This window comes from Ruminococcus sp. AF31-8BH, from assembly GCF_003460605.1.
Lineage (GTDB): Bacteria > Bacillota > Clostridia > Lachnospirales > Lachnospiraceae > Blautia_A > Blautia_A acetigignens.
Genome location: NZ_QTVN01000026.1, coordinates 21,166 through 27,462, shown reverse-complemented (window position 1 = coordinate 27,462; position 6,297 = coordinate 21,166). Strand labels below are relative to the sequence as shown.

6 protein-coding genes are annotated in these 6,297 nt (G+C 45.2%); 1 reads left to right on the top strand and 5 read right to left on the bottom strand.

Translation table 11 applies throughout. From position 1 onward, the window contains the following. Nucleotides 1–266 precede the first annotated feature (266 nt). Genes DWZ38_RS21025 through DWZ38_RS21015 form a run of 3 tightly spaced genes read right to left on the bottom strand, consistent with a single transcriptional unit; the run spans nucleotide 267 to nucleotide 3,664 of the window. Entirely contained in the window at nucleotides 267–980 is a 714-nt protein-coding gene (locus tag DWZ38_RS21025) for a CvpA family protein (RefSeq protein ID WP_021924799.1), read from the bottom strand. A gap of 10 nt (nucleotides 981–990) precedes the next feature. Beyond that, on the bottom strand, nucleotides 991–2,235 hold the full coding sequence (locus tag DWZ38_RS21020; RefSeq protein WP_021924798.1) for a DUF5711 family protein: 1,245 nt from the start codon (nucleotides 2,233–2,235) through the stop codon (nucleotides 991–993). 58 nt (nucleotides 2,236–2,293) lie between these two features. Beyond that, complete coding sequence (locus tag DWZ38_RS21015) at nucleotides 2,294–3,664, bottom strand: LysM domain-containing protein (RefSeq protein WP_021924797.1); 1,371 nt, start codon at nucleotides 3,662–3,664, stop codon at nucleotides 2,294–2,296. A 159-nt stretch (nucleotides 3,665–3,823) separates the two neighbouring features. On the opposite strand from DWZ38_RS21015, the gene yyaC reads away from it, so the two are divergent. Further along, on the top strand, nucleotides 3,824–4,357 hold the full coding sequence (gene yyaC / locus DWZ38_RS21010; RefSeq protein ID WP_021924796.1) for a spore protease YyaC: 534 nt from the start codon (nucleotides 3,824–3,826) through the stop codon (nucleotides 4,355–4,357). A gap of 119 nt (nucleotides 4,358–4,476) precedes the next feature. On the opposite strand, the gene DWZ38_RS21005 is transcribed toward yyaC, so the two are convergent. After that, nucleotides 4,477–5,415, bottom strand: a complete 939-nt coding sequence (locus DWZ38_RS21005) for a transketolase family protein (protein ID WP_021924795.1) — start codon at nucleotides 5,413–5,415, stop codon at nucleotides 4,477–4,479. Continuing rightward, entirely contained in the window at nucleotides 5,403–6,242 is an 840-nt protein-coding gene (locus DWZ38_RS21000) for a transketolase (RefSeq protein WP_021924794.1), read from the bottom strand. The genes DWZ38_RS21005 and DWZ38_RS21000 overlap by 13 nt, the downstream gene beginning before the upstream one ends. Between the last annotated feature and the right edge of the window lie 55 nt (nucleotides 6,243–6,297).

Sequence of the window (6,297 nt, the reverse complement as noted above, 5' to 3'; positions counted from 1 at the left end):
AAAGAAATTTTCGAGAATCGTATGTGTTTCACTGTTTAGTTATCAAGGTTGTTTATCTGTCGTTGTCTGTCCGACAGCTTGTTTATATTAACACAACTGTTTTCGTTTGTCAACAACTTTTTTAATTTTTTTGAAACTTTTTTAATTCGTTTCAAAAAGAAATCCCGCTTCCTCAGAAGCGAGATTCAGTATATCATCGGAGTCCGGTTTCGTCAACCCCTTTTTTCAATTTTTTTTATTTTTTTGCATTTTTTGACATTTCAGGCTCAATTACCGTAAAAAACGCTCATGAATACCTTAACAAAAACGTTCTGGCTATACAGGAAATTAAGGAATGCATCCTGCTGGATCAGTGCCATTCCCTGCTGTCCAAGTGTTGTATTGCACAATAAGGTAAGCACCAGGAAAGCGATCCAGATAAAGATGATGCATTTGATCCCTCCGACAGCGGCACCAGCAATCTTATTAATGCCGTTGATCACCGGAAGCTTTGTCAGAACATTCAGAATAAATCCCAGCAGCTTGATCACTGCGGCAGAAAGCACAAAAGAAATCAAAAAAGAAATTCCGTTTACCGCCATCACAGCCAGCGAGTCAGAAATATACTCTGTAAATGTACTGACTGCCAGATAGCGGTATGTCTCTGCCGTATTATTTTCCACCAGGGCATTTTTCAGAAGGTCTGGAAGCTCCATATTCTCCATTACCTGATTCTGCTCTTCCTTATCCAGTGTTTTCTTATTGCCGATCTGTTCGGACACCAGTGTCTGGCATTTGTCCTGAATGGTATCGTAAACAGGGGTATATTCTTTTACAAAGGTATTCACATATGGATTGACCGCCCACACAAGAAGAAAGGAGATCAGCATAAAAAATACTGATACGATTTCTTTGACAAATCCCTTCCGAAATCCCATGATACAGGCCGCCGCGATTAGCGCCAGTACAGCAATGCCAAGCCAGGTCCAGCTTATATCCATTTTGTTCTCCTTAGCTGAGTTTTATCACATTTACCCCTGTGTCCATGACCAGGAGATATTTGTTCCATCCTAATTTGAAGAAATCCCTAACGGTACCGTCAATATTTCCAAAATATTTCTCAGTGCCATTCTGGTTCAGCACGCAAATCTGTGAACTGTTGTACATGATAATATATCCATCGCTCATCCGGATGGTAGTATATGGAATATTAAAATCCTTGCTGAACTTCAGTTTTCCGTCAGTGGCGTAGACCTGCATGGTGTATTGTTTATCTTTGCTGTCATTTTTAAATACCAGGCCGATGTTGTTTTCATCATAAAAAGTACTGATGATCTCATTCTCAACCTGAACCGTCTTCAGCTCCTTGGGAATCTGTCTGCCGGAATACAGTGTGAAGCCGTCATCCCGCAGTGCCACTGCATTGCTTCCAAGATACTGGATCTGGGGAACAACCACGCCATCATAAGTATAACCGCTGACAATACGGTCATCCTCATTCTGGCCAACCTCTCCAAAATTGTAGAATGCCACGTAGCTGGTAGTCTCACTGCTGTCTACAAACTGATAAGCCACCATCATGACAACTCCGTTCTCCGCCAGTGCCACATCCATAGGATATCCGGGATCCTGGATATTCGTCTGGTTTTCTGCGATCAGGCTTCCGTCCAGATTGTAAAAATTGATCCAGGTGTGATCTCCTCCATCCAGAATTGCTGCTGCCATTCCGTTTTTGGATACCTTTGCCTTGATAATACTGTAGGATGTGGAAACCGTTCCGGTGACTCCATTTTGGTCTACAAATACCATAGAGGTTCCATCTATGTCTGCAATAACAGCACGATCGCCGCACACATCTGCCACCGGGTTCTGCATGTCATAAGCCTGTGACCAGATCGTATCCAGCTTCGTGTTCACCAGCGATACTTCGTCGGAGCTGTACCTCAGGATCTTGCCCGACAAATTGGTATACTGCGTGGATACGGTGTCTTCCTGTTCACTGGCGGCCTGTACCTTATAGCTATGATAGCTTCGTTTTTCGAGGAAAAGAAAGCCCAGCAAAACTACCAGTCCCACTGCAAGCACGGCAGCCACAGGCCTTAGCACGGCTTTTCTTTTCCTCAGAGCAGATTTAAACTTCCTTCGGACAGATGCACTGCTCCTTGTACCGGACTGTGCCTTCTCCAGACGGCGTTTCTCTGCCAGGAGACGTTTCCGCCTCAGTTTCTTTCTGATATTTTTGAATGTATTTGCCATAATTTAACCTTGCCTTGTATTTTCTAGCTTACATGCATTTCGATTATAACACATCCTGTTATGGTAATACAATCATTTGCCCAGGATAAATCACCTGGTTTTCCTTAAGATTGTTCAGGCGGCAGATTTCCGAAATTGCATCCATATTCCCGTAATGAGAAATGCTGATCTGGTACAGGGTATCTCCAGGCTTTATGATATAGGTTTCATAAGCGCTGTCTGATGATGCCTGGGCAGAAGGCGTCAGCTGAACCTGACTCTCCTCCTTTTTCGCTTTTCGCTCATCTGCCTCCTGGGAAAATTTATCTTCGCTCACAGTCTCCTGGCTTTCTTCAGCACTGGCAGAATCCGCAGCTGCAGACGCTCCTGTCTCCTTGGTATCTGTTTCCTGTACATCAGCTTCTTCTGTCCCATTTTCCGCACCAGGCTGAATGGTCGGAGTGATCTGCAGGCTTTCCTCTGGCTGCTCATCTGTTTCTTCCAGTGCTTTCGTAATCTCTTCGATCCAGGTGATCTCCGGCGTTTTCGTCACTTCACGTACGGCATCTGCCTGGTTGTCTTCACTTTCTTCTACCGTGTTGTCAGACATGACCGTAACAGTGGAATCCACAGAAGGCTCCGCAATGCGCATGTAATTTCTGTAAAAGCCTGCGCCTACAGCAAGGACGGCAAGCACCAGACAAGCTGTAGCCGCATAAGAAAAAACAGAGGTATGCTCCGTCTCCCTCTGGGGCTTTTCCTCTGTCTCTGGTGTTTTTTTATTTTTGATGATTTTACGGAAGGTGGTAACTGCCTCATCTCCCACAGTTTCCGAAGCTCCCTGACCCATGTCTTTCGTTTTCTCAATCATGTATTCCTGCATGAGAGGATTTTTTTCGTAATAAATGTAATATCCTCTTTGCCGGATCATAAGTCCGTTTTCGTAAAAGAAAAAAGCCTCTTCTTTTTCTGTGGGTTCCATGAGCATCAGAACCTTTTCCCCGCCGAAATATCTTAAGTGGATGCGGGTCAGAAGCTCATCTGTTTCCATATACATCTGGGGGCGCGAAAAAAACCAGCCTGTAATTTCCTGTCCTGGAAAATATTTTGCCTGGTTTTCCTGAATCTTTGTCCATACTTTTTCCGAGAAATCAATATGATCCGCAGCAGCTTCCATATCTTCCACCATCAACGCTCCCCGGATGAAAAGATAGGTTATTCCGTTGTTCCATTTGGTGTCGCCGGTAAATACAGCCACACAGCCCTGTTCGTTTCCTGGACCGGTTTCGTTTCTGGCAAGTCTTGTGAGGAATGTATATACATAATCCTCAATGTAAATCCGGATATTCCCGGCAGTCAGACCGATCTGGCGTATATTTCTCGGCAGATTAAAAAGATTTTCCCCATTTTTTGCTTCCTGCTTCTCCTCCTTGTAAACGATCTCTATCATGATCACATCACCCCTTCGGGTATGAGCATATCATATGGAAAATGCAGATTTTAGCGTAATATAAGACCTGTTTCAGAGAATTTAACGACAGTTTTTGCAGAGTGCATAATTTTTTCAAAACTGGGATAAGATGGATTATAAAAAAGCAGGAGCGTTCATATGCCATTTTATATTAATACCCAAAACCAGGATTCTTCCAGAGAAATTGCCAGGGTTCTGGAAAAATGCATTCAGCGTCATAAAAAGGACTGGTCCGAAATTGTGTTTCTGTGTATCGGAAGCGACCGGGTAACAGGGGACTGTCTGGGGCCTTATGTGGGCTATCGTCTGAGCCAGTACCAGATTCCAGGAATTTTCGTCTATGGAACTCTGAATCAGCCTGTTCATGCCGTAAATCTATCCCATATAACGGACAGTATTGCAAGTGCCCATCCATCTGCCCTTGTGATTGCCATTGATGCCTCTCTGGGTGAAAAACGCCATCTGGGATATGTAAGTATCGGAAACGGCTCGCTCTACCCGGGTGCTGCCGTACAGAAGGATCTGCCGCCAGTAGGGGATATCTACATTACTGGAATCGTAAACATAGCCGGGATTCTGGAATACCTTACCTTACAGACAACACGCCTTTCCACAGTGATCACCCTTGCGGATACCATCACCCAGGGAATTCTTGGGAGCTTTTCCGCGTAAAGAAAAGTCCATAAATTTTTGCAGCATATAAAAAATGTCAGAGGCTTGCTCGAGTTGCCCCTGACATTTCTTCTGTGTATAATAATTTACAGCTTATTTTGCTTCATTCAAAAGTCCGATCAGATAAATGCTTTGATCTGTTTGTAGATGCCAGCTGCATCAAGTCCGTATTTCTCAAGAAGAGCAACAGCCGGACCGGACTCGCCGTAAACATCATTGATACCGATACGCTTCACCGGTACAGGAGCTTTCTCAGCAAGGCACTCGCATACAGCGCCGCCAAGACCGCCGATGATGGAATGCTCCTCAACAGTTACAACTTTACCAGTTTCTTTTGCTGCAGCTACAACAAGCTCCTCATCAAGAGGCTTGATGGTGTGGATGTTGATAACCTTTGCTTCGACTCCCTCTTCTGCAAGCTTAGCTGCTGCTTCAAGAGACGGAGCTACGCAAAGTCCGTTGGCAATGATGGTAAGGTCTTTTCCCTCGCGAAGAACGATTCCTTTACCAAGCTCAAATTTATAATCAGGATTGTCATTGATAACCGGAACAGCAAGACGACCAAATCTCATGTAAACAGGGCCTACATGCTCATAAGCAGCCTCTACCATAGCTTTTGCTTCAATGTCGTCTGACGGGCATGCTACAACCATTCCCGGGATTGTACGCATAAGGGCAAAATCCTCGCAGCACTGATGGGTAGCACCGTCCTCACCAACGGAAATTCCGCCGTGGGTAGCACCGATCTTAACGTTCAGCTTCGGATATCCTACAGAGTTGCGGACCTGCTCAAATGCACGTCCGGCAGCAAACATTGCGAAGGTACTTGCAAACGGTACCTTGCCTGTTGTTGCGATTCCGGCGGCAATTCCCATCATATTGCACTCTGCGATACCGCAGTCAATATGACGCTCCGGGAACGCTTTCTTAAAGATTCCGGTCTGTGTAGCTGCAGCAAGGTCAGCGTCCAGAACAACCAGATCATCATGTTTCTTTCCAAGTTCTACAAGAGCGTTTCCATAGCTTGCTCTGGTGGCAATTTTCTTTACTTCTGACATAATGCTTCACCTACCTTTTCCAAATCTGCCATAGCCTGTGCGTATTCTTCGTCATTCGGAGCCTTTCCATGCCAGCCAACCTGGTTCTCCATGAAGGAAACTCCTTTGCCTTTTACGGTTTTCATAACGATTGCGGTAGGCATTCCTTTGGTAGCCTTTGCTTCGTCAAAAGCAGCACGCAGCTGTGCCATATCATTTCCGTCTGCAACATTGATCACATGGAAATTAAATGCCTCAAATTTCTTATCGATCGGGTATGGAGAGCATACGTCCTCTACCTTACCGTCGATCTGAAGGCCGTTGTTGTCAACGATCACTACAAGGTTGTCCAGTTTTCTGGCACCTGCGAACATAGCAGCTTCCCATACCTGGCCTTCCTGGATCTCGCCGTCTCCAAGAAGTGTGTATACACGATAGCTGTCATTAGATAATTTTGCGGAAAGTGCCATTCCAACTGCAGCAGAGATTCCCTGTCCAAGAGATCCGCTGGACATGTCAACGCCTGGAATGTGCTTCATATCCGGATGTCCCTGAAGGTAAGATCCAAGGTGACGGAGTGTTACCAGATCTTCTTTCGGGAAATAGCCTCTCTGTGCAAGTACAGAGTACAGTCCCGGTGCAGTGTGACCTTTGGAAAGGACGAAACGGTCGCGGTCTGCTTTCTTTGGATCCTTCGGATCGATATTCATCTCCTCAAAATAAAGATATGTAAATACATCTGCTGCAGATAAAGATCCGCCCGGATGACCGGCTTTAGCAGCATGCAGTGCAGTTACGATGCCCTTGCGGACTTCGTTTGCAGTTTTCTGAAGCTCTAAATTCTCCATTATCAATTCTCCTTATTATTCCATGATACGCGGATTGCGACCTGTCTGTAAGTTC